The 22,730-nt window shown below is 67.1% G+C and carries 23 protein-coding genes and 1 pseudogene; 9 read left to right on the plus strand and 15 right to left on the minus strand.

What is annotated here, in order from left to right; all coding sequences use genetic code 11:
* Nucleotides 1-1,243, minus strand: a 1,243-nt coding sequence (locus RWO82_RS10210; RefSeq protein ID WP_314426445.1) for an AarF/UbiB family protein, incomplete at its 3' end; no start/stop codon positions are given.
* A gap of 24 nt (nucleotides 1,244-1,267) precedes the next feature.
* Complete coding sequence (locus RWO82_RS10215) at nucleotides 1,268-1,867, minus strand: PadR family transcriptional regulator (RefSeq protein ID WP_314426448.1); 600 nt, start codon at nucleotides 1,865-1,867, stop codon at nucleotides 1,268-1,270.
* 143 nt (nucleotides 1,868-2,010) lie between these two features.
* Here RWO82_RS10215 and RWO82_RS10220 point away from each other — a divergent pair, with 143 nt between their 5' ends.
* Nucleotides 2,011-3,555, plus strand: coding sequence for a glycosyltransferase family 2 protein (locus RWO82_RS10220; RefSeq protein WP_314426451.1), 1,545 nt, complete (start codon nucleotides 2,011-2,013; stop codon nucleotides 3,553-3,555).
* Nucleotides 3,556-3,628: 73 nt separating this feature from the next.
* On the opposite strand, the gene map is transcribed toward RWO82_RS10220, so the two are convergent.
* On the minus strand, nucleotides 3,629-4,399 hold the full coding sequence (gene map, locus RWO82_RS10225) for a type I methionyl aminopeptidase (RefSeq protein ID WP_314426454.1): 771 nt from the start codon (nucleotides 4,397-4,399) through the stop codon (nucleotides 3,629-3,631).
* Between the two features lie 38 nt (nucleotides 4,400-4,437).
* On the opposite strand from map, the gene RWO82_RS10230 reads away from it, so the two are divergent.
* Both RWO82_RS10230 and RWO82_RS10235 read left to right on the plus strand, forming a co-directional pair.
* A complete protein-coding gene (locus tag RWO82_RS10230; protein ID WP_314426504.1) occupies nucleotides 4,438-4,713 on the plus strand; it encodes a helix-turn-helix transcriptional regulator in 276 nt (91 codons plus the stop codon).
* A gap of 1 nt (nucleotide 4,714) precedes the next feature.
* Complete coding sequence (locus tag RWO82_RS10235) at nucleotides 4,715-5,473, plus strand: SDR family oxidoreductase (RefSeq protein WP_314426457.1); 759 nt, start codon at nucleotides 4,715-4,717, stop codon at nucleotides 5,471-5,473.
* Here the strand turns inward: RWO82_RS10235 and RWO82_RS10240 are convergent.
* From RWO82_RS10240 to RWO82_RS10265, 6 genes are all read right to left on the minus strand, one after another.
* Nucleotides 5,448-6,758, minus strand: coding sequence for a pitrilysin family protein (locus tag RWO82_RS10240; protein ID WP_314426460.1), 1,311 nt, complete (start codon nucleotides 6,756-6,758; stop codon nucleotides 5,448-5,450). The genes RWO82_RS10235 and RWO82_RS10240 overlap by 26 nt on opposite strands.
* Nucleotides 6,748-7,995 (minus strand): MFS transporter, encoded by a 1,248-nt coding sequence (locus tag RWO82_RS10245; RefSeq protein WP_399540750.1) that lies wholly within the window; start codon nucleotides 7,993-7,995, stop codon nucleotides 6,748-6,750. Before RWO82_RS10245 ends, RWO82_RS10240 begins: the two co-directional genes overlap by 11 nt.
* Nucleotides 7,968-8,630 (minus strand): hypothetical protein, encoded by a 663-nt coding sequence (locus RWO82_RS10250; protein ID WP_314426465.1) that lies wholly within the window; start codon nucleotides 8,628-8,630, stop codon nucleotides 7,968-7,970. The genes RWO82_RS10245 and RWO82_RS10250 overlap by 28 nt, the downstream gene beginning before the upstream one ends.
* Nucleotides 8,617-9,291 carry a hypothetical protein gene (locus RWO82_RS10255; protein ID WP_314426467.1) on the minus strand — a complete coding sequence of 225 codons (675 nt, stop codon included), beginning with the start codon at nucleotides 9,289-9,291 and terminating at the stop codon, nucleotides 8,617-8,619. Before RWO82_RS10255 ends, RWO82_RS10250 begins: the two co-directional genes overlap by 14 nt.
* 93 nt (nucleotides 9,292-9,384) lie before the next feature.
* On the minus strand, nucleotides 9,385-9,516 hold the full coding sequence (locus RWO82_RS10260; protein ID WP_314426469.1) for a hypothetical protein: 132 nt from the start codon (nucleotides 9,514-9,516) through the stop codon (nucleotides 9,385-9,387).
* Between the two features lie 281 nt (nucleotides 9,517-9,797).
* Complete coding sequence (locus tag RWO82_RS10265) at nucleotides 9,798-10,103, minus strand: helix-turn-helix transcriptional regulator (RefSeq protein WP_053098447.1); 306 nt, start codon at nucleotides 10,101-10,103, stop codon at nucleotides 9,798-9,800.
* Nucleotides 10,104-10,188: 85 nt separating this feature from the next.
* Here RWO82_RS10265 and RWO82_RS10270 point away from each other — a divergent pair, with 85 nt between their 5' ends.
* Complete coding sequence (locus RWO82_RS10270) at nucleotides 10,189-11,403, plus strand: MFS transporter (RefSeq protein ID WP_314426475.1); 1,215 nt, start codon at nucleotides 10,189-10,191, stop codon at nucleotides 11,401-11,403.
* A 113-nt stretch (nucleotides 11,404-11,516) separates the two neighbouring features.
* Here RWO82_RS10270 and panB read toward each other — a convergent pair whose 3' ends face one another.
* From panB to RWO82_RS10285, 3 genes are read right to left on the minus strand one after another with little or no spacing between them, the layout of a single operon-like run.
* The gene (gene panB, locus RWO82_RS10275) at nucleotides 11,517-12,386 is read right to left on the minus strand and encodes a 3-methyl-2-oxobutanoate hydroxymethyltransferase (RefSeq protein WP_314426477.1); all 870 of its coding nucleotides are present in this window, start codon (nucleotides 12,384-12,386) and stop codon (nucleotides 11,517-11,519) included.
* The gene (panC, locus tag RWO82_RS10280) at nucleotides 12,386-13,237 is read right to left on the minus strand and encodes a pantoate--beta-alanine ligase (protein WP_314426480.1); all 852 of its coding nucleotides are present in this window, start codon (nucleotides 13,235-13,237) and stop codon (nucleotides 12,386-12,388) included. The genes panB and panC overlap by 1 nt, the downstream gene beginning before the upstream one ends.
* Complete coding sequence (locus RWO82_RS10285; protein ID WP_314426482.1) at nucleotides 13,234-13,992, minus strand: DUF2520 domain-containing protein; 759 nt, start codon at nucleotides 13,990-13,992, stop codon at nucleotides 13,234-13,236. Before RWO82_RS10285 ends, panC begins: the two co-directional genes overlap by 4 nt.
* 357 nt (nucleotides 13,993-14,349) lie before the next feature.
* Between RWO82_RS10285 and RWO82_RS10290 the strand changes: the two genes are divergently transcribed.
* The 5 genes from RWO82_RS10290 (at nucleotide 14,350) to RWO82_RS10310 (ending at nucleotide 20,712) form a co-directional block, all read left to right on the plus strand.
* Nucleotides 14,350-15,852, plus strand: coding sequence for a SulP family inorganic anion transporter (locus RWO82_RS10290; RefSeq protein WP_314426485.1), 1,503 nt, complete (start codon nucleotides 14,350-14,352; stop codon nucleotides 15,850-15,852).
* Between the two features lie 302 nt (nucleotides 15,853-16,154).
* Nucleotides 16,155-17,489 carry an MFS transporter gene (locus RWO82_RS10295; protein WP_314426487.1) on the plus strand — a complete coding sequence of 445 codons (1,335 nt, stop codon included), beginning with the start codon at nucleotides 16,155-16,157 and terminating at the stop codon, nucleotides 17,487-17,489.
* Between the two features lie 62 nt (nucleotides 17,490-17,551).
* Nucleotides 17,552-18,001, plus strand: a complete 450-nt coding sequence (locus RWO82_RS10300; RefSeq protein WP_314426489.1) for a PaaI family thioesterase — start codon at nucleotides 17,552-17,554, stop codon at nucleotides 17,999-18,001.
* Nucleotides 18,002-18,109: 108 nt separating this feature from the next.
* Entirely contained in the window at nucleotides 18,110-19,048 is a 939-nt protein-coding gene (locus RWO82_RS10305) for a 3-carboxyethylcatechol 2,3-dioxygenase (protein WP_314426493.1), read from the plus strand.
* Nucleotides 19,045-20,712 carry a bifunctional 3-(3-hydroxy-phenyl)propionate/3-hydroxycinnamic acid hydroxylase gene (locus RWO82_RS10310; protein WP_314426496.1) on the plus strand — a complete coding sequence of 556 codons (1,668 nt, stop codon included), beginning with the start codon at nucleotides 19,045-19,047 and terminating at the stop codon, nucleotides 20,710-20,712. Before RWO82_RS10305 ends, RWO82_RS10310 begins: the two co-directional genes overlap by 4 nt.
* A 123-nt stretch (nucleotides 20,713-20,835) precedes the next feature.
* Here the strand turns inward: RWO82_RS10310 and RWO82_RS10315 are convergent, their stop codons facing one another.
* From RWO82_RS10315 to RWO82_RS15570, 3 genes and pseudogenes are all read right to left on the minus strand, one after another.
* Complete coding sequence (locus RWO82_RS10315) at nucleotides 20,836-21,228, minus strand: hypothetical protein (protein ID WP_314426499.1); 393 nt, start codon at nucleotides 21,226-21,228, stop codon at nucleotides 20,836-20,838.
* Nucleotides 21,229-21,324: 96 nt separating this feature from the next.
* Nucleotides 21,325-22,437: an AMP-binding protein gene (locus RWO82_RS10320; protein WP_314426501.1), complete on the minus strand. Its 1,113-nt coding sequence runs from the start codon at nucleotides 22,435-22,437 to the stop codon at nucleotides 21,325-21,327.
* Between the two features lie 52 nt (nucleotides 22,438-22,489).
* Nucleotides 22,490-22,678: pseudogene (locus RWO82_RS15570) on the minus strand (hypothetical protein); the annotation flags it as partial.
* Between the last annotated feature and the right edge of the window lie 52 nt (nucleotides 22,679-22,730).

Consider the following 22,730-nt stretch of genomic DNA (forward strand, 5'->3'; position numbering starts at 1 on the left):
GCTGCAGCGGAAGAGAGCGCACCATGTCGCCGAACTCATCGGCGAAGTCGGTGAACTCGCGCGGGTCGACCTTGCTGAGTTCGGCGAAGCCCATGCCGCCGAACCGGGCGAACAGCGTCCGCAGGGCCCGCTCGAGCTCGGCGGTGTCGGCCGACGGCAGCAGCACCCCGATCTCCTGAGCGGCGGTCACGAGCCCACGGCTGTCGCGCCCGGTGACGGCGATCAGCAGCGTGCGCAGGCCGTCGCGCAGGTTGTCGGGCACCTCGGCCATCATCCCGAAGTCGATGAACGTGAGGCGGAAATCGCGGCCGGTGGCGGATGCCACATCCGGCGTCACGAAGATGTTGCCGGGGTGCGGATCCGCGTGCACGAAACTGTGCGTGAACACCTGGTCGAACATGACCTCGGCGAAGACGTCGGCGACCTCCGAGGGGTCGATGCCCGCGGCGCGCAGCGCCTCGGTGTCGTTGATCTTGATGGCCGTCACATCGGAGAGAGTGAGCACGCGCCGGGTCGAGCGCTCCCACACGATCTCAGGGGCATCGACACGGGCATCTCCGGCGAAGTTCTCACGGAACCGCTCCGCGCTGGCCGCCTCGTGCAGATAGTCGATCTCCTCGAGGCTGGTGTGCGCGAACTCCTCGACGAGACCCGGGGCATCGACCCGGTCGGAGACCATCCGCACGCGCATCGCCCAGCGAGCGACGCGACGCAGCGCGGCGAGGTCGACCGCGACGATCTCGTCGATGCCGGGGCGCTGCACCTTGACGACCACGTTGCCGAGGCCGGTGTCGACCGCGTCCTGAGCCGAGAGGCGAGCACGATGCGCCTGACCGAGGGAGGCGGCCGCCACGGGCGTCTCGTCGAACCAGGCGTAGACCTCCGCGAGCGGACGGCCGAGCTCGGCCTCCGCGGCCGCGCGGATGTCGGCGAAGGGCACGGCGGGGACCTCGTCCTGCAGCCCTTCGAGCTCCTTCGTGATCTCGGGCGGCAGCACATCGAGGCGCGATGACATGAACTGCCCGACCTTGATCATGAGTCCGCCGAGGTCGACCGCGAGCACATGGAAACGCTTCGCGAAGCGCTGCATCCGCGTGGCCCGGGTGCGCTCGGCGAGCGCGCTCATGCCGAAGCGCGGCAGCACGAGCTCGAACCACCAGACCTTGATGAACTCGCGCGCCGCGAACGACAGGATGCGGCGGTACCGGGCGCGGTGGGCGCCCTGCGCCGCAGCATCCGTCATGTGTGTTCCCTGGGTCGTGTGCGATCAGTCCTGAGCGAGGATCGTGTACAGCCTACGGCGGGCCTCGTCGAGGATCTCCACCGCCTGCTGCACCTGCTCGGTGCTGCCGCTGCGTCCGACCTGCGCTGCCGCAGCCGCGAGGTCGACGCCCGCCTTGGGAAGAGCGCTGTACCGGGGGTTGTCGTGCAGGCCCTCGCTCTTCGACTGCGACTCCCACGGTGCGGGGGTCTCGGTGCTCTCGACCGCGACCTCGCGGCCGGCCTCGGTGAGCGAATAGGTCTTGCGACCGTTCTGCTCCTCGGCCTCGATGAGCCCCTCGTCTGCGAGCAGCTGCAGCGTCGGATAGACCGATCCCGCGCTGGGCTTCCACGATCCACCGCTGCGCTCGGCGATCTCGTTGATGATCTGATAGCCGTGCATGGGCCTCTCGGCGAGCAGCGAGAGCACGGCCGTGCGGACGTCGCCCTTCGCCATGCGCGAGCCGCCGCTCGGGCGGGGCTCGAAAGACTTCTCGAAGCTCTTGCGGAGCTGGTCCATGGCGTCGAAGATCGCGGATGCGGCGCCTCCGGAGCCCGCACCGAAGCCGGATCCGCCGAAGGGGTTCGAGGGGAATGCGTTGTTCATGGTGACCTCCCTGGAGTGGTGAGCGATAGTCAACGATATATCGTTAAGGCTGAACATGGGGTGGGAATTCGGACGCCTGCACGCACGCGCGGCTGAAAGCAACCCCCGTGCGCTCCACAGGTCGCGATGTTTGACTGCGGAGGATGTCGAATCTGCGTGTGAGTGTGGTCGTGCCCGTCTTCCAGCCCGGGGAGGCCATCGACGAGCTCATCGCCTCGCTGGACCGCCAGAGCCTGGACCGGTCCCTGTTCGAGGTGCTGCTGTGCGACGACGGCTCCGGCGAGGAGACCGGCGCGGCCCTTGCGGCGATCGCTGCCGACCGCCCGAACGTGCGGGTGCTGGCCCTGCCGCATTCGGGATGGCCGGGCACGCCCCGCAATCACGGCATCGATCAGGCTCGCGGCACCTACGTGCAGTTCGTCGACCAGGACGACTGGCTCTTCGACACGGCTCTCGAGCGTCTGTGCGACTTCGCCGACGAGCACGGATCGGATGTCGTGGTGGGCAAGGAGGTCGGCATCGGACGCCGCCTGCCGAGCCGCATCTTCCGCCGAGATGTGCCGCATGCGCGTCTCGGCGAGGATCCGCTGCTCGAGATGCTCACGCCGCACAAGATGTTCCGCACCGAGTTCCTGCGCGACCGCGGCATCCGCTTCCCCGAGGGCAAGGTACGTCTCGAGGATCACCTGTTCGTGATGCGGGCGTACTTCGAGGCCCGCACGATCTCGATCTTCGCGAGCGAACCCTGCTACGCGTGGGTCAAGCAGCCCGGCAGCGCGAGCTCGTCGCGCATCGACCCCGAATCGTACTTCCCGCACCTGGAGGCCGTGCTCGACCTCGTCGAGGAGTACACGGAGCCCGGACGGATCCGCGACAGGCTGCTGCGCCACTGGTTCCGCGGCAAGATCCTCAAGCGACTGTCGGGCAAGAGGATGGTCGCGTATCCCGCCGAGTACCGGACCCGCCTCCTCGATGTGGTCACGCCTCTCGTGCAGCGCCGGTTCGGGCCCGGGGTCGACGGCGGTCTCGCGTTTCCGCAGCGGATCCGTGCCGCCCTGCTGCGCGCGAACCGCCGCGACGATCTCGTGGAGCTCGCTCGCTTCGAGGCCGAGATGTCGTGTCGCGCCGCGGTGACAGAGGCGCACTGGTCCCGCGGCGGCGGCCTGTATCTGACCATCCGCGTGGACATCGCACGGAACGGTGCCGATGCACTCGTGTTCGAGCCCGGCTCAGGACGACTGCGCTCTCTCCCCTTCTCGACCGCCGAGCTGTCGTCCGATCTGCTGCTCGCCGGTCGCGAGCTCGGCAACGATCAGCTCGACGTGTTCCTTCGCGACGCGGCGACGGGTGACGAGCGACGGATCGCGGCGACCTCGCTGCATGACCGGAACACGGTGACGATCGCGGTCGATCCGCTGAAGGTGTTCGGACCCGACGATCAGACTCGCGGCGCGCGACTCGTCGTCAAGGTGCGCCGGGCCGGGTGGACGTTCGATGCTCCCCTGAAGTCGGATGCGGCGACCCTCGCCGGGGCGGGTCGCTCGCCCCTGCTCGCGGGGCGCACCTGCACTCCTGTCGCCACCCGCGGCGGATCGGTCGAGCTGCGCCGGGTCTGGCCCGGCGGACGCCTGAAGGACCTCGCCGGCCGCACCGCCCGCCGTCTGCGGCGTCGGTCGCGCGGACGCTGAGCAGACCATCTGTGCGGCAGTGCCGCACGGCGCCGCATCACCGCACGGTGCCGCATCACCTCGCCGTCGCGTGTCACGGTGCGGTCGTGAGCACCTCGGCTCCGTCGTCGGTGATCGCGATCGTGTGCTCCGTGTGGGCGGTGCGGCATCCGGTGGCGCTGCGGAGCGTCCATCCGTCGGCGTCGGTCACGAGCTCGTCGGTGTCGATCATGGCCCACGGCTCGAGCGCCAGGAGGAGTCCGGGCCGCAGCGTGTAGCCGCGCCCGCGGCGCCCATCGTTCGCGACGTGCGGATCCTGATGCATCGTGGAGCCGATGCCGTGGCCGCCGAACTCGAGATTGATCGGGTAGCCCGCTGCCGTCAGGACGGATCCGATCGCATGCGAGACGTCTCCGATCCGAGCACCCGGGCGCGCGGCTGCGATGCCCGCCGCCAGCGCCCTCTCCGTGGCGTCGATCAGTGCGAGGTCGTCGGCTGCGGCCGTCTCCCCGACCACGAAGCTGATCGCCGCGTCTGCCGCGACCCCGCGCAGCGTCACCGCGAGGTCGAGAGTGAGGAGGTCTCCGTCGGCGAGGACGTAGTCGTGCGGCATCCCGTGCAGCACCGCGTCGTTGACGGCCGTGCACACGTAGTGGCCGAACGGACCGCGTCCGAACGACGGCGCATAGTCGACGTAGCAGGACTCCGCGCCGGCATCCTCGATGAGCTCTTTGGCCCAGCGGTCGAGGTCGAGCAGATTAACCCCCACCGCGGCCCGCCGCTTGAGGTTCTGGAGTATCGAGCCGACCAGCGCACCGGTCTCGCGTGCTCTGTGGAGTTGTTGCGTGGAGAGGATTTCGATCATGACCGGTAATACTATCCCGGTATTAGTATGGGAGCATGATGGTCCGGCTGCCCCTCACCCCTGCTGACGTCGAACGCGGCGCACGTCTCGGCGCCCTGCTGCGTCGAGCGCGTGGCTCCCGGTCGATGCTCAGCGTGGCACTCGACGCGGGGATCTCACCCGAGACGCTGCGCAAGATCGAGTCGGGCCGCGTGGCCACCCCGTCGTTCTCGACGGTCGCCGCGATCGCCGCCGTGCTGCATCTGTCGCTGGATGCGGTGTGGGCCGAGGTCGAGCCGCTGCCGACTGCCGGCCGCGGGCAGGTCGCCTCCTGACATGGCGACCGCACTCGTCACCGGAGCCTCGCGCGGAATCGGCCGCGCCATCGCTCAGGCGCTCGCTCGTCGCGGAGACCGTGTCGCCGTGCACTATGGCCGGGATCGTGCGGCTGCGCAGGACACGCTGGCGTCACTCTCGGGAACCGGCCACGCGATCGTCGGCGGAGACCTCGGCGATCCCGTTGAGGCGCAGCGCGTGGTCGACGAGGCCGTCGCGGCCCTGGGCTCGCTCGACATCCTGGTGAACAACGCGGCGGTCGCACCGAGTGCGGCGAATGAGCATCGCGCCGATGCGACGCCGTACGCCGACTGGCAGGCCGCTTGGTCGGCGATGGTCTCGGTCAACCTCATCGGCGCGTCGAACGTGACGATGCTCGTGGCGCAGCACATGATCGGCCGCGGCGCGCGCGGCGCGATCGTCAACGTCGGCTCGCGCGGGGCATTCCGAGGCGAGATTGACCACCCCGCGTACGCCGCGACGAAGGCGGGATTGCAGGCGTTCGGGCAGTCGATGGCGCTGGCGTTGGCCCCGCACGGCATCGCGGTGACGTCGGTGGCGCCGGGCATGGTGGCGACCGAGCGCCAGGCGTCGAAGCTCGACGGAGACCAGGGCGACAGCATCCGCGGTCAGAGTCCGTTCGGTCGCGTGGGCACTCCCGACGAAGTGGCGGACGCCGTCGCCTATCTCACGTCGCCGTCCGCCGTGTGGGCCTCCGGCACGGTGCTCGACCTCAACGGAGCCTCGTACTTCCGCTGACCTGCGCTCCTCGCGCGTCGGACGCCGATACAACCTCCCGGGGCAGCTCGCTCCCGACCAGGAAGACGGTGGGCGGTCGACAGAGAGCCTGCTCCAGTGCGTCGATCACACCTGTGCGGGTGACCTTCATCAGGGATTCGCCGACGCTCCATGGATCTTCCCAGGCGCCATCTGTGCAGGCACGGCGAAGCAGGAACAGGAGCATCCCGCGCGGATCGCTCACGCCCAGCAGCAACCGCCCCCGCGCGTAGCGCGCCGCACGCTCCAGTTCGTCGTCATGGATCTCGCGCACTGCATCCGCGAGCTCCTTCGTGATCACCTCGATGGTCTCGAGCACTCGCCCCGGTTGAACGGCGACGCGGACATTCAGCGTCCCCGAATCGCGGTAGGTCGCGTGGTCGGCTCCCACGTAGTACGACCACGCCCGCTGTTCCCGCAGGCTGCGAAACAGACGAGATCCGAGGCCACCACCGAGGATTGTATGCAACAGTCCGACAGCGTACCGATTCTCGTTCGACGCTTCCCACCCAGCCATCGAGTAGGCCATGTGCACCAGTTCACTGTCGACATGTTCGCCGACGATCTCGACTTCACCGTGCGACCGATGGCGATCACGGGCGACGACGCGTGCAGGTGTCCGAGGAGCGCTGGGGATGCCTGCCAGGAGCGAGAAGGCCCTGTCCTCGTCGTGGCAAGTGAAGGTTCCCGCCAAGCCGACGACGACATTGTCTGCGCGGAACGTCTTCTCGACGAACTGCACGACCGCGGGGCGTTCGATTCGGCGCACGTCGGCGACCGTCCCCCCGACCGGTCGTGCGAGACCCGAGCCCGCGAACATCACGGAATGCATCAGATCGTCGACACGTCCGCGGAGATCGGCCGAATTCACACGCAGCTCTTCGCTTACGACGGACTTCTCACGCTCGACGCTTTCAACGCTGAACGTGCTGCTCACCACCATGTCGAAGAGGACCTCGATCGCCACGGCTGCGTCTTCCGATGCGCACCGCACGTAGAAGGACATCCACTCGCGTCCCGTGAATGCGTTGAAGTCAGCGCCCACTCTGTCCAGATCTCGCGCCACGTCTGCAGCTGTCGGACGCGTCGCGGTTCCCTTGAACGCAAGGTGCTCCAGGAGATGAGCGAGGCCACTCGACTCTTCCGGGTCGTCCCTGGATCCCACGCGCAAGGAAAGGAAGATCGCGAAACTCGGCGTGCCTCGCATCGGGGCGCTGAGCAAGCGCGCTCCGTTCTCGCTCACGCGCTCGGTGATCTCAACCGGCATCGATCGCCCTCCGCGAGATGAGAGCGACACCCACGAACACCGCGACGCACGCAAGGACGCCGGCGAGCGGGTAGACGATCGTGAACCCGAGAACCGACGCCAGGCTGAGCGTCCAGAAGTAACTCAGCAGTTGACTCAGGCTGCTTATGCCCTTGCGAAAACCGAGGGCCATCGGACGATCGGACTCTGTCGTCGATTTCTGCACGACGACGGTGATCCCGCCGATCAGGAGGTTGCCGCTGGCCCCAATGAGTCCCGCACCGAGAACTCCGACCCACAGCGCACCGGCGATCCCACCGACCACGACGAGCGCGGGGCCGAGACCCGAGAGCACCCCGACCAGCATGAGGTTGAGACGAGGAGCATCACCCATTTTTTGGAGGACCAGTCCCCCGAGGATCATCCCGACCCCGGAAGCCAGGAGCAGAGCCGCGAGGGTGACGCTTCCCTCTTTCTGGCCCCGTTCCAGTGCGAATCCGAACAGCAGAGACTGTGACCCGCCGAATGCGGCGAAGAGCGCGGCCTCGACCATGATGAAGCGTCCCGCCGTCCCGCTGAGAGCTCGTCGCGCATTCGTGACCAGGTGGATCAGGGGGTGTCCGCCTCCGGCAGGCCCCGCAACGATTGCCGACAGACTCCTCGGCAGAGCGATCATGGTGAGCACGAGCGACAACAGGAACGACAGGCCGTTCGCCGCGACCAGCCACCTCCAGTCGATCGCGCCCGCCGCCAGGGCGCCAGCCGCCGGAGTCACGACGCTCAGCAGCGACAGCGCAGCCTGGTACCGGCCGTTCACAGTACTCAAACGGTGTGCGGAGACGAGCTGGGGCACCAGGGATTGGAAGGCGATCTGATTCATCAGGAGCACCAACGACAGCACAGGCACAGTCACGTAGACGACCGGGGCTCGATCCGGACCTGTCACGACGCTCGCCATGAGCAGCGCGACGCACGCTCCAGCCGCATCGGCCACGATCAGCGCTGTGCGCGCGGACAGTCGGGCGACGACGCCACCGAGAAGGGGTCCGAAGACCGCACGGCTCAGAGCGTCGACGACGAAGCCGCCGAGAGCCAACTGTGTAGACCCGGTCAGGGCGAAAAGCCACAACGGCACGATCGCGGCTTGCAGGCTTGTGCCAGCCCAGCTGCACACCTGCGCAATCCAGAAGTACGCCGGCCTGAAGGCACGGGTAGACGTCGCCGTCTCACTCACGAGCTCGTTCTCCCTTGAAACCATTGAATCTTTGATTTGACAGCCCTGCCGTCGATCGCCTGGAGGGTGTCGCGCACCCGCTCAGAGAGGTAGCTGCTGCGGATCGGCCATTCGTAGGTGGAGACCTCTACGAAGTCGTTCGCGACTGAAGCCTCTGACGTCTCGAACATCACCGAGTCCTGTGAGAGCGTGACGAACTCCGACGACCTCGCATCCCGCAGCAGCCACCGCCGCCGAGTCTGGGCGAGAGATACTCGGAAAGACACCGCACCGAGGTCGGCTACGTGGCGCGCCAGGGAATCAGCCACGTACGTTCCCGCGAAGTGCCGCAAGTCGCCGACCACTGTCGCCTCGCGGCTCGCCACCGGCATGGTGATGGAGACTCCATGCCGCCATCCCTCATTCCAGCCGAGCGCTTCTTTCAGCCGCAGCCGGAGACCAAAAGCAGGCGAGCTGGTGAGCCCGTAGAGGCTGACGAGGATCCCCCGCTTGGCAAGGCGACCGTTCGGTTCGTCGAAGTAGAAGGAGATGGACTCGTCCGTCTGCTTGGGCAGCCACTGCAGGTCATGCAAGGCGCTGGTGTGCGCCGAGCCGGAGACGACGATCTCATGCTCGAGCGCATATGCACCAGCTCTCCAGTGACTCCTACTGTCGCCCATACGCGCCAACCCGCACCTCCACGACGGCGTTCGGAGACAGCGCCAAGTCGCGACATACAGCGCGCCTCACCCGCTCCAGCGAGTCAGGTGGCGGGCGAAAATGACCCGAACGATTGTTGACCAACGCGGCATACGGCGTCCCCGCGGCATGAAATACGCACAGTTCACCGGCACCGAGCACCGGAGTGTCCGGCCCGAGGAGTTGGGGATGCCGGATCCGCTCGCGAACGCTGTGCACACCTGCGAAGAACAGATCGGAGGGCGTCATCGGCGTGGGCTCGACCATCACCGCGTCCTCCGTGCTGAACACGTATAGGAAGTGCGATCCGCTGGGAAGGTCACTCAACGCCTCGCGACTGAGGCGCAATGGCGACTGAACTGCTTTCGATACGAGATTCGCTCGGGCGGTGTGAGTGAATCGAATGTGCCCGTTGACGGGATCATAAGCGACATGATCGACAATTCGGGCAGATATCGACCCCTCGATGAGGCGATGAATTATCTGCAGTTGCTCGTCTACTTCCTTCCGCCGATCATCCGAGTCCAGGTAACCGCGCGCGAGCAGATCGATCAGTCGCGTGTATTCCACGGCGGCATGCGCCTGAGACGCGATGCCGAATCTCGCGATGACATCCTCACGGGCGTCTACGTAGGCAGACATACAGCTCACTCTCTGTGATCGCGGCTCAACAGGGTGGAGTCAGGGGACGGTGATGGCGACGACAGACGCTGATCTCCCGTCGCCATCATCAGTTCATCCGGCCGATTCGTAGCTCGCCAGCGACTCCAGCGCCTGTCGGCCGGGTTCCGAGTTCTCGAGAACACTGATGGCCCCGAGCAGATCGCCGAACCGATCGACGGTGGTCATCTCACGCATGCCGTTCATTGCTACTCCTTTGTTCTGCATTCACCGCAACGTGCGGCGCTCAACACGATATGAGGAGTGATGCGGCAAATCCAATATACAATTCGACGATTGCGGTTATTGGCGCGAACAGCGATAAGGCATTCCGATATGCAAGAATGCCAATGTGCATGATTTGAGGATCACTTTTCTCGCCCCGCTCACTGGAGAGGCAATGGCCCGATCCTGATAAAGGCTGGGAAACGATATCGGCGCGCCGGGGCGCAACAGTGCGCCGGGAGGCGCCTACAACCGACCCGAATTCACGACCGGAGCACGGACTCCAACAGCCCGGGGAACAACTCGTCGAGCTCGGCGCGCCGCAGCGTCAGCATCCGTCGTCTTCCGTTGGGCTCGTTGCGGATGACGCCCGCCTCGCGCAGCACTTTCATGAAGTGAGACTTGGTGGACTTGGGGAGGTTCGGGTCGGTCGCATGGCACTCCGCCATGTCGAGCGGGCCATCGGCGAGCTGACGCGCGATCGCCAGACGCTCGGGGTCGCTGAGCGCGAAGAGCACGTCTGTGAGCTGGATCTCGGATCGCTCGGGGTGCGGGAGTTCGCCAGGCATAGTTCGAGAATAGTTGAACAATCAAGGGATGGCGAGTACGCTCCGATAGTTCGATGATTCTCGAACTCAGACCGCGGGAGCTTTCATGACCATCACCTCACCGATCGACACCTCAGACACGGCGCCCGCGCTTCGCCGCCCCCGCTTCGGCTTCGGACTGGCCGTCGTGACGCAGATCGCCATGATGATGGGCGCAAGCGCTCCGTCTCCCTTCTACCCGGTGCTCGCCGCCGAGATCGGGTTCGACGCGATCGTCATCAGCGGTGTCTTCGCCGTCTACGCAGTCGCCCTGCTGCTCGCACTGCTCACCGCGGGATCGCTGTCCGACCACGTCGGGCGACGCCCGGTCGCCGTCGGCGGGCTTCTCGTCCTTGCCGCGAGCATGGTGCTGTTCTGGCATGCCGATGCGGTCGCCACACTGATGCTCGCCCGCATCCTGCAGGGAGCCGCGAGCGGTGTGCTCATCGCCGCCCTCTCGGCCGCCGCACTCGACCTTGCCCCCGGTGGCCGGTCGAGGGTCGCCGCCCTGTGGAACGCCCTCAGTCCCGGCGTCGGCCTCGCTCTCGGCGCGCTCGTCTCGGGCATCGCGCTCGATGTGACCGGACAGCCGCTGCTCGACGTGTTCGCCCCGCTGACCGTCGTGTACATCGTGCTCGCGGCGCTCTTCCTCCTGGCGCCCGAGACGGCTCCCCTGCGGCCGGGGGCGCTGGCATCGCTGAGCTTCCGGCTGTCGGTGCCCGCCGGCATCCGCGCGGACTTCTGGCGCGGAGCCCCGGCGATCATCGCCGGCTGGGCCACGGGCGGGCTCTTCCTCTCACTCGGCGCGAACATCGTGCGCACCCAGCTCGGCGGTGAGGCGCACGTCTGGCAGGGACTCGCGGTCGCGATGCTGGCCGGCATAGGCGCGATCACCGCCTTCTTCTTCCGAAATCGGCGCCCGCGCACCTCGGTGATCTTCGGAACCGCGGCTCTCGCGGCCGGAACAGGACTGTCGCTGTGGGCTCTCGCGGCCGCCTCGCTCCCCTTCTATCTTGCCGCGACCGCCGTGACGGGCATGGGCTTCGGCACAGCCTTCTCGGGAGTCGTCGCCTCGCTCGCACCGCGCATTCCCCCGACCGACCGCGCCGACACGTTCGCCGTGATCTACCTGCTCGCCTACCTCGCCTTCGGCGTGCCGACGGTCATCGCCGGGATGCTGGTCGGAGTCTTCGGGCTCGGCGCCGTGTGCGTCGGGTACGGAATCGCAGTGATCGTTCTCGCCGTGATCGCGCTGGTGCTTCGGGTGCGTCGGGCGGAGTAGGGGGATCGACCTCTCCGGAGGAGATCTTCCGCTCGGGAGGACGAATGTCGCCGACTCCCCCCTCCGATGAGCGAGATCTCCTCCCGAGCGCGGGAATCCCGGTTCACCGCGACCTACCGCGCCGCGAGCAGCTCCCGAAGTCGCGCGGCCTCACCCTCGGGCATCCCGTACCCGTGTTCGGCAGCCGGATACGCCCCGCCGCGCACCTCGTCGGCATAGGCGGCCACACCCGCGACCGACACGGCGCGCACATCGGCGTAGCGCTTGACGAACTTCGCCGCGGGACCGTCGTAGATGCCGAGCAGGTCGTGGAACACGAGCACCTGGCCGTCGGCATCCGGTCCGGCTCCGATCCCGATCGTCGGAACCTGCAGCAGGGGCGCGAGAGCCGACATGAGCGGCGACGGCACGGCTTCCACCACGATCAGCGAGACTCCGGCCTGCTGCAGAGCGAGAGCGTCGTCGATCACGGCCAGGGCGGCCTCGGCCGTGCGGCCCTGTGCACGGTAGCCCCCGAGCGCGGTGGCGGTCTGCGGCGTGAGCCCGACATGACCCACCACCGGAACGCCGGCGTTCACCAGCGCACGAGCACGATCGACGGTCGTGCCTCCTCGCTCGATCTTGACGAGGTCGACCCCCGCCTCTTTGATGAAGCGCTGCGCCGTGGCGATGGCCTGCTCATCGGAGGCCTCATACGAACCGAACGGCAGGTCGCCCACCAGCAGCGGCCGCGTGAGCCCGCGGCGAACGGCCTTGGTGAGCATGAGCATCTCGTCGGTGGTGACAGGCACCGTGCTGTCGTAGCCGAGCACGGTCATGGCCGCGGAGTCTCCGACGAGCACCATGTCGACGCCGGCCTCGTCGGCGATCTGCGCGCTCGGGAAGTCGTAGGCCGTGACCATGACGATCGGGTCGCCCGCCGCCTTCTTCTTCGCGATGTCGCCGAGGGTGAGACGGGCGGTCGGTGCGGCGTGGGCGCTCATCAGGCGACCCCTCTCATCAGGCGGTTGTCGATCAGTCTCGCGGCCCCCACGCGGGCGGCCACCAGCAGCAGTGCATCACGCTCCACCGCGTCGACGGGCTGCAAAGTTTCGGCATCTCGGAGTTCCAGATACTCGGCATCTATCGACGCCTCCCCGAGCACCGACAGGGCAGCCGAGCGGATGCCGTCGCCGTCGCGCTCCCCCGAGACGAGCACCGCCTCCGCCGCATCGAGCGCGCGGTTCAGCGCCGTCGCCTGCGCGCGAGCATCCGCATCGAGGTAGACGTTGCGCGAGCTCATGGCGAGTCCGTCGGCCTCTCGAACGATCGGACAGGCCACGATGCGCACGTCGAGATCGAGGTCGCGCACGACCCGGCGCACCACGAGCACCTGCTGGGCGTCCTTCTGCCCGAAGTACGCGACGTCCGGCGCGACGATGCCGAACAGCTTCGTGACGACAGTCGCGACGCCGTCGAAGTGGTGCGCGCCGCGGCTCGCGCCGTCGAGCACCTCGGTGATACCCGCGACGTGGATGTTCGTGGCGAAGCCGTCGGGGTAGATCTCGGCGGCGGCAGGCGCGAACAGGATGTCGACGCCCTCCGCCTCCGCGAGCTCGGCATCGCGAGCCTCGTCGCGCGGATACGTGCTCAGGTCTTCATTCGCGCCGAACTGCGTCGGGTTGACGAACAGCGACACGACCACGAGGTCGTTCTCCTCGCGAGCAGCCCGCATGAGCGACAGGTGACCCTCGTGGAATGCACCCATGGTCGGCACGAGCGCGACCGAACGCCCGTCGGTGCGAGCCGCGCGGATCTCGGCGCGCACGTCGGCGATCGTGCGGAGAATCCTCATCCGTGTTCCCCCCTGTGTTCTTCCTCGGCACCGGTGTCGGCGCCGGCAGCGGCGATCGTGCGCGTCGCTGCGGCGAGCGCGTCGAACAGGTCGACGAGGTCGCCGGATGCTGCGCGCTGCCGTGCGACCGTGGCCTCGTCGCCGCGCGCGATCGGTCCGGTGAGTGCCGACGCCGCCCCGGATGCCGTCCAGTTCTCGACCGTCTGTCGCACGAGCGGGGCGAGGTGCGTGCGCTCGACACCGGCATCGCGCGCAAGCCGTTCCGCGGCGTCGAGCACTGTGAGCACGAAGTTCGAGGCGAACGACGCGGCGGCGTGGTACTCGGCTCTGTGTGCGTCGTCGACGCGGAACGGCCTCGCACCGAGCGCCCGCGCCAGCCGCTCGGCGATCTCCCGCGCCTCGGCTGTGCGGCCGTCGACGGCGATGCCGATGCCGCGGAAGACGTCCGGCGTCTCGGAGCCCGTGAACGTCTGCAGCGGATGCATGCTGAAGTCGACGTCGGTGAGCGGAGTGGCCCCTGAGACGTGTCCGACGAGGCGGCTGTGCGGGCGAGCGGCGAAGGCCACGGCGGGAATCGCGGCATCCGGCACGCAGAGCAGCGTGACGTCGGCATCCGGAACCCGATCCTCGCGCCGGAGCGGCCCCGTCACCACGAAACCCGCTGCTCGGAGCGCTCGCGCGAGTACGCCGCCGAGACGGCCGGCGCCGACGATGGCGATGGTCGTTGCGGGGGTGAGATCAGGAGTCGTATGCATGGAGGTTGCGAGCCGGAGCGTGCGGCGCGAATGGGATGAGTATCCGCCCGAAGCGAGGTGTGCGCCAAATCTGAGATCAATGTGCAAACGTCAAGATGGAGCAAATTGGGCAACATGCGGCGATATGACCTGTTGGAGTTGACATACTGCTCCAGAAATCACTCCGCCCCGCGTTCTGTTCGGAGCCATCCCCACTCAGCCGTGGAGGAGACCATCGCCCGACACATGCAGCACTCGGCCAGCGAGGACTCGCCGACGATCGGGGTGCCGGAGTCGGCCGGGGATGACACGGATGCCCGGGTTCCGCTTTACGCTGGAACGCCTGCCCTCTTCCCGGGCACCCTCTGGAGCATCCCCATGTCAGCATCCGCGATCGATGATCGTGCCCGCTATCGGGCGAAACCGTCTGTCCTCGACGCGCTGAGGAGCCCCCGGATACTCACACGCGAGGTTCTCGCGGGGCTCGTCGTCGGCCTGGCGCTGATCCCCGAAGCGATCGCGTTCTCGGTGATCGCGGGCGTCGATCCGAAGGTGGGCCTGTTCTCGTCGTTCATCATGGCAGTGTCGATCGCGTTCCTCGGCGGACGTCCGGCGATGGTGACCGCGGCGACCGGCGCCGTGGCCCTCGTGATCGCACCTGTAGCGCCGACGTACGGGATGGACTACTTCATCGCGACGGTCATTCTTGCGGGAATCTTCCAGGTGATCCTCGGGGTGCTGGGCGTCGCGAAACTGATGCGCTTCATCCCCCGCAGCGTCATGGTCGGCTTCGTCAATGCGCTCGCGATCTTCGTGTTCAGCTCGCAGTTCCCTCAGCTGATCGATGTGCCGTGGCTGGTGTATCCGCTGGTCGCGCTGGGAATCGTCGTGATGATCGTGGTGCCGAAGATCACGAAGATCGTGCCCGCTCCGCTCGTCTCGGTCGTCATCGTGACAGCCGTCGTGCTGACGATGGGCCTCACTGTGCCGACAGTCGGCGATCAGGGCGAGCTGCCCCAGAGCCTGCCCTCGCTGTTCCTGCCCGACATCCCGTGGACGTGGGAGACATTCGGCATCATCGCCCCGTTCGCACTCGGCGTCGCCCTGGTCGGACTCATGGAGTCGCTGCTCACCGCGAAGCTCGTCGACGAGATCACCGATACCCACTCGAACAAGACTCGGGAGTCGTGGGCGCAGGGCGTCGCGAACATGCTGTCCGGCTTCTTCGGCGGCATGGGCGGATGCGCGGTGATCGGCCAGACCATGATCGGCGTGAAGGCCTCGGGCGCCCGCACCCGCATCTCGACATTCTGCGCCGGCATCTTCCTGTTCCTGTTGGTGGTCGTGTTCGGTGACTTCGTCAGCACAATCCCGATGGCAGCCCTCGTCGCCGTGATGGTCATGGTCGCGATCGGCGCGTTCGACTGGCACAGCGTCAAGCCCTCGACGCTCAAGCGGATGCCGAAGAGCGAGACGTTCGTGATGGTGGCGACCGTCGTGCTCGTGCTGCTGACTCACAACCTCGCGGTCGGGGTCGTCGGCGGGGTGCTCGTGGCGTCAGTGCTTTTCGTGCGTAGGGTGGCGCACTTCGTGTCGGTCTCGCGCACTCTCTCGTCTGCCGACGACGCCGTCACCTACACGGTGACCGGCGAGCTGTTCTTCGCCTCGAGCAACGACCTGACGACCCTGTTCTCGTACCCGGAGGATCCCGACCGCGTCCTCATCGACCTCACTGGATCGCACATCTGGGACGCGTCGACGGTCGCGGCTCTGGATGCGATCGAGACGAAGTACACCGCGCTCGGCAAGATAGTCGAGATCATCGGGATGAACGACAGCAGCCAGCGGATGCGGGGAAGGCTCAGCGGCGCGTTCGAGTGAGGCGCGTGCGGACGCCTTGCTGCATCAGACCGCGATCTGTAAAGACTTACTCACACGTCCTGACTACGTGTAAAAATTCGGCTTTTCTTTGCACGTTTATTGAACTGTCTAGGTTTTTTTGCAGATCACCTTCGGATTCGAACGCGCCAGAGGGCCTCCGCAGCGCGCATCTCGACGCCTACTCGTCGGCGACGTTCCACCGTGCGGCACACGACCTTCGCGGTCAGGCTTTCTGTGCCCGATGCTCGGGAGCGCCCGACGCGACGCTGCGCGGGCGAGTTCCGGCCATCTGGGGAGACACCATGACCGAAGAAGCACTCACGTCGCGCGACGGGGCGGCCGCGTACGAGACGACCCGCAAGGAATCCCGCCGCGCACTGATCTCGAGCTTCCTCGGGTCCACGGTCGAGTACTACGACTTCCTCCTCTACGGCGCGGCGGCCGGGCTCGTGTTCCCCGTGCTGTTCTTCCCCGACACGATGGACCCCGCTCTCGGCGCGGCACTGTCATTCGTGATCCTGCTCGCCGGCTATGTCTCACGGCCGATCGGCGGCGTCCTGTTCGGCCACTTCGGCGACCGCATCGGACGCAAGTCGATGCTGTTCATCACGCTCATGATGATGGGCACGGTGTCGGTGTGCATCGGCCTGATGCCGACGTTCGACGCGATCGGCGTCGTGGCTCCGCTGATCCTCGTCGTGCTGAGAATCGTGCAGGGCCTCGCCGTCGGCGGCGAGTGGGCGGGCGCGACGCTCATGGCCGCCGAGCATGTCAAGGAGGGCAGTCGCGGCCTGGCGGCATCCATCGCGGTCACGGGCGGCCCCACGGGTGCCGTGCTGGCGACGTTGGTGCTCGGGCTGTTCGCAGGCCTTCCGGATGAGCAGTTCCTGAGCTGGGGATGGCGCGTGCCCTTCCTCCTCTCCGCGGTGCTCGTCATCATCGGGCTCTACCTGCGCTACCGCGTCACCGAGTCGCCCGACTTCCTCCGCGCGCGAGCGGCCGGAGAGGTGCACACCGGGGTGCCGATCCTCCGAGTGCTGAAGAAGTACCCGCTGTCGGCGCTGTTCGGCATCCTCGCCGCCGCCGGACCGCTCTTCATGCAGGCGCTGCTGGCGATCTGGGTGGTTCCCTATATCGCCGCTCAGGGCGTCGTCCCCCGGCAGGACGCGCTCTACATGCTGACGTTCTCGTCGTTCGTCCACATCTTCGCGATCCCGTTCTTCGCCTGGCTCTCCGACCGCTTCGGACGCCGACCGGTGATGCTCACGGGCGCCGTGATCTCGATCGCACTCGTGTTCCCGATGTTCGCGCTGTTGAACTCCGGGTCGTACTGGCTGATCGCGCTCGCTTTCCTAGTCGGCAACCCGATCATCCAGGCCTCGATGTACGGACCCATCGGTGCGTTCCTGGCTGAGAAGTTCGAGACGCAGGACCGCTACACCGGGGTCTCGCTCACCTTCCAGCTGGGGTCACTCCTGGGCGCGGGCACCGCCCCGCTGATGGCGACCTGGCTCTTCGGCCTCCCGAACGGCGGCGGCACGAACAACATCGCGTGGTACTTCATCGCTCTCATCGTGCTCGCAGGCATCGCCGTGCTCCTTTCGAAGGAGACGATACGAGGCAAGGCCGCCCGCTGAACGCGGGCCCAGGCTCGGGGGCGGGCAGCGTTGCTCGTCCCCGACTCCACGAAAGGAGCAGCATGACCATCCCCGCGGATCTGCCTGAGCTCACCGCCGACGTCGAGAGCTTCGCCGCTCGCCGCGGCTTCGACGACATCGCCGTCACCCTCGGCCTCATCCCGCATGCGGCGGACGGCACGACGATCAGTCTGCGGATGCCGTTGACTGAAGCCCTCGCCCAGGCGAGCGGCATGTTCTCGGCCGCAGCGCTTTTCGGTGCGGCCGATATCACGGGCACATTCCTCGCCATGCAGGCATACGAGGGCAGCGACAGGTTCCCGCTCGCCGTGCAGTCGAACCAGCACTTCCTCTCGAACTCGAAGGCGGAGTACGCGGTCGCGACGGCGAGTGTCGTGCGCGCGGGCGGCAACGTCGCCGTCGTCGAGGTCACGGTCGACGATGCGCACCACAAGCCCCTGATGCGCGCCACCTTCACGTACGCGCTGGCGGCACGGACGATCGGCCGTTGACGCCGCGTCTCGCCAGACGGAACGTCCGCGTGCCCCGCACCTCGTGCCGAGCTTCGATGGGGAGGGGACACTCTGCGTCCCCGTGAACGACGACGAAGGAGTCATCCCATGGCACAGGCGCTCGTATGCATGTCGCATAGCCCTCTTCTCGAGCACACCGACCCGCCCGTCGACGTCAGACAGGCCGTCGAAGCGGCATTCGAGCACGTTCGTCGCTTTGCAGCCGACTTCCAGCCCGACATCCTGGTGAACTTCGGCCCCGATCACTACAACGGGTTCTTCTACGACCTGATGCCGCCGTTCTGCATCGGCTATGAAGCCCACGGCACGGGCGACTACGGCTCGTGGGACGGCCCGATCTCGGTGCCGACCGACCTGGCGCAAGACCTCGCCCAGCATGTGATCAGTCAGGACATCGACGCGGCGATATCCCGACGCATGGAGGTCGATCACGGCGCGGTGCAGCCCGCCGAGATCATCTTCGGCAGGCTCGACGTGGTGCCGATGATCCCGATCTTCGTCAACTCGGTCGCACGGCCGTTCACGAAGATGTCGCGGGTGCGTCGATTCGGTCAGGCCATCGGCGAGTTCTTCCGCGACAGCGACAAGCGCGTGCTGTTCCTCGGCTCGGGCGGGCTCTCGCACGACCCGCCGGTGCCGCAGATCGCCACGGCTACGCCCGAGCAGCGGGCGTTCCTCACCAACGGACGCCACCCCACGCCCGAAGCCCGCGCCGCCCGCCAACAGCGCACGATCGACACCGCCGTGGCCTTCGCGAAGGGTGAGGCCGACATCATGGAGCTCAACCCCGAATGGGACCGGGCCTTCCTCGATGTGGTGCGATCGGGAGACGTCGAGCGCTTCGACGCCTACACGGCGGACGAGATGGATGCCGCCGCCGGACACTCCTCGCACGAGGTGCGCACCTGGGTGGCGGCGTACTCGGCGCTGCGCGCCTGCGGCGAGTACGACGTCACCTACGAGTTCTACAAGCCCATCAGGGAGTACATCGCGGGGTTCGGCGTGACCACGGCGGTGCTGCAGTGACGGCATCCGTCGACTCGGATGTCGTGATCGTCGGCGCAGGGCCAGCGGGCCTCATGCTCGCCAACCTGCTGGGGCTGTACGGATGCTCGGCCACCGTGCTCGAAGCGCGGTCAGACCTGATCGACTTCCCCCGCGGAGTGGGCCTCGACGACGAGTCGTTCCGCACGATCCAGACAGCGGGGCTCGTCGAATCCGTGCGTCCGCACACCAACCCGCACCACATCATGCGACTCGTGACCGGCTCCGGATCCACGATTCTCGTGAACGACCCGAAGACCGACGAGTTCGGATGGGAGCGCAAGCACGGGTTCATCCAGCCGGAGGTGGATCGGGCGCTGTTCGAGGGCCTCGCCCGGTTCGACCACGTGCGCGTGCTCTTCGACCACGAAGTCGTCGATGTCGACGAAGACGGCGAGCGCGTGAGCGCGATCGCGCGAACCCCCGATGGCGATGTCCGCGTCTCGGCCCGCTACCTCGTGGGCTGCGAGGGCGGCAAGTCGCCGACCCGCAAGCGGCTCGGCGTGAGCTTCGACGGAGAGTCGCCGTCGACCAGGTGGCTCGTGGTCGACGTGAACAACGACCCGCTCGGCACTCCGAATGTGTTCCTCGGCGCCGCTCCGAGCCGACCCTACGTCTCGATCGGCCTACCGCACGCGGTACGCCGGTGGGAGTTCATGCTCAAGGCGGGCGAGACGGAGGAACAGGTGACTGACCCGGCTTACGTCGACGCGCTGGTGCGCGATCACGTGCCCGACCCGACCTCGCTCGACATCATCCGTCGCCGCGTCTTCACCCACCATGGCCGCGTCGCGGGTTCCTTCCGCGCCGGGCGGCAGCTCATCGCCGGCGACGCCGCGCACCTCATGCCCGTCTGGCTCGGCCAGGGCTGGAACTCGGGCATCCGTGATGCGACGAACCTGGCGTGGAAGCTCGCCACAGTGCTGCGCGGCCAGGCCGACGACGCGCTGCTCGACACGTTCACGACCGAGCGCAAGGAGCACGCCCAGGCCATGGTCGATCTCTCGCTGACATTCGGCCGGGCGATCAAGATCACGAACCCTCTCGTCGCCGCAGCACGCGACGCCGCTGCATCCGTGCTCAACCTCTTCCCCTCGGTCAAGAGCTACTTCGCCGACATGCGCTTCAAGCCCATGCCTCGCTACAGCCGGGGTGCGCTCGCAGACCCGAACACGATCGCCGTCGGCACGGCATCCGCTACCCTGACCCGGCGACTCGTGCCGGTACGGACCGCCAACACCAAAGTGTCTCCGGTCGGGGTGCAGTTCCCGCAGCCGCGAGTCAACAGCATGAGTGGTGAGAACCTGCTGCTCGACGACGTGATCGGTCCCTGGTGGGCGGTGATCGTCTGGGGCAACAGCCCTCTCGACGTGCTGCCGGCTTCGGCCATCGCGCGGCTCGAACGGATCGGCGCGACTCTCGTGGCGATCGTGCCCGAGACGCAGCGTTCCTGGGCGGAGAAGACGATGGCCGACGAGGTGCTGGTGCTGGGCGACCACACCGGCCGCATGAAGCAGTGGTTCGATGACCGGCCCACGCCGATGGTGTTCTTGCGGCCTGACCGGTTCGTCGCGGGAGCCTGCCTCACACAGGAGGGACCCGCGACACTCGACGCAATCCTGCGGTCGATGCACGCGCGGATGTGACGCGGTGCCGGGCGCTAGCGCGGCGCGGGTTGCGAGACCCACCTTCTGCCGTGAGACTTACCGCCAGAACACGGGTCTCACCCGGGATGACGGGCCTCGTGGCGTGCGATGAAGATCGTAGGGCTAGTGCTCTTCCGTCGGCTCCGCCTGGAGTCGAAACTCGATGTCGAGGACCTCGTCGGGATCATGGAAGCGAATGGTGCCCGACGCGAAGGAGAGGAAGAAACCGCCCGGTTGGACGTCGAAGTCTCCCTGCCTGGCCTGTTTGAAGTTGAGCTTGACTTCGCTGTCATCTCGGACGAGTCTCCACGTTCCCGTGCCATTGAAATCGTCGTCGGCGTCACGGGCCTGAATCGGGTTGTAGGACGCGTTGGTGACATTGAAGGTGCCGTCCTCACGAATGACGAGGGTCCCGGAATCGTCGCCAATCGCAACCCACTCGCCGACGGGCGATGTGAGCTGCGGGCCCGGCGCGCAGCTCACCAGGCAGAGAGCCGAGGAGAGAGCGAGAGACACGATAGCTACAGATCGACTTCGAACGCGGAGCCGACTCACGGGTGCACCCTCTCTGTCCAGACGATCAGTTGGTGGTGCGTAGACCACTCTCCATTCCTAGCATTTGCATCCGACAGCACTTCGTACGGTCCCGGGATATGCCCACCGCCACTGAGAGGGATGCGAGTGAAGGATTCGATGGAGGTGTCGTTGTTGATCAGATAAGTCACGTCGACGCTCCCATCGAAATGCGGCGGCGGTCGCCTCGGGATTGTTCCAGTAGCCACGTGAGACGTTCGGGCCGCGCACCCAGAGCTCCCCCGAGCCCGCCTCGACGTCGGTCAGGGTGGTGGGGTCGACGACTTTGACCTCGGTGTACGGCATCGGGATGCCGCAGGAGCCGAGCTTCTCGAGTGTCATCGCCGACTCGAGGTAGGTGGAGAACGGCGCGGTCTCGGTCAGCCCCCAGGCCTGCTGCAGACTGACGCCCTTTCGCGCGTACGACTCGATGAGTGCCGGCGGCACCGGTGCCCCGGCGGCGATCGTCGAGCGCAGTGCGCTGAGATCGGCCTCGACGAAGCCGGGCACGCGGCGGATGGCCGCGAGCATCGCCGGCACCACGAACATCGAATTGACCCGGTGGTGCACGAGGTCGGCGAGCGCCTGCGCTGGATCGAAAGCACGACGGATGATGACGATGCCGCCGCGAGCAAGAGTACGCAGAGTAACGGCGTTGAGACCGCCGATATGGAAGAGCGGAGCGATGGCCAGGCTCACATCATCCGCGCGGGTGTCGACGACAGAGTCGACGTTGACCCAGTTCCACCAGATGTTGCCGTGGGTGAGCTCGACCCCCTTCGCCCGGCCGGTGGTACCCGAGGTGTACAGCACCACTGCGAGGTCGTCTTCGGCGCGGGCGACCGGTGGGGTCGTCGGGGTGTGCGCGGTGCGGAAGGCGGCATACGACTGCCAAGGTGTGTTTGCTGCTGCCGCCGGGGCCCCGGGGCTCTCGGGGATCGCCGGGTCGTCGTCGACGAGCAAGGGGCGGCGGATGCCGAGCTCGGGGAGGAACTCGTCGATGATCGTGGCCTGCGCCGGCTCGGCGATCAGCACATCGGGGCGGGCATCGAGCATGATCAGCTGCAGCTCGGGGCCGGCCAGACGGAAGTTGAGCGGAACGTACGCGGCACCGACCCAGGTCGCCGCGAATGAGCCCCGCGTATGCGACACGATCGCCGGGACCGAGGCCGTCGGCCCGAAGAGCGGCGGCGAGGCCCGCGACGACCTCGCGCAGTTCGGCGTAGGTGAGATCGATGTCCTCATAGATGATCGCCGTGTCGTCGCCATGGAATCGTGCGAGCCGCTCGAGCTGCCGCACGGCGCCCACGTCGTTGTCGGTCATCGCGGCCTCTCTCTCGGGACGACGGTGTCTCGGATCACGAGCATGCCCGGGGGCAACGTGTGCGCACATCCCTCGTGCCGCCGTGCGGAACGAGCCGCCTTCTGTCCTCACCCGGATGCGG

The sequence above is a fragment of the uncultured Microbacterium sp. genome, from assembly GCF_963521645.1.
In the GTDB taxonomy this organism is placed as follows: Bacteria; Actinomycetota; Actinomycetes; order Actinomycetales; family Microbacteriaceae; genus Microbacterium.